1 pseudogene is annotated in these 353 nt (G+C 73.9%); it reads left to right on the top strand.

Annotated elements, in window-relative coordinates:
* Positions 1 to 353: pseudogene (locus L0P92_RS44935) on the top strand (hypothetical protein); the annotation flags it as partial.

Below are 353 nucleotides of genomic sequence, written 5' to 3'. Positions count from 1 at the left end.
AGGCCGCCGCCCCCGCCCCCGCAAGGTCCTCCTGGCAGCCGGCGGCCTCGCCCTGGCGGCCGGCGCCCTGAGCCTCGTACGCCTGTCCCCCGACGCGGAGGTGGCGGGCCTGGGCGCAACGGACACCGACCCCACCGCGGACTCCGTCACCAGCCCGGACACGGCTACACCCACGGACACAGACACGGAAGCGGACCGCTCGGCAAACACCGCCGCCACAGTGCCGACATCAAGCCCGTCCACACCCTCGACCATGGGCGGCCTGAACGCGCCCCCGACAACAACGACGATCGTCGTACCGACGACAAAGCCCACACCACGCCCCAGCGCGACGCCGACCGACACCCCGCCCG

Source organism: Streptomyces muensis, from assembly GCF_021474425.1.
Classification (GTDB): Bacteria; Actinomycetota; Actinomycetes; order Streptomycetales; family Streptomycetaceae; genus Streptomyces; species Streptomyces muensis.
The sequence above is the reverse complement of the archived record's forward strand: the minus strand, read 5'-3'. Positions and strand labels throughout refer to the sequence as shown.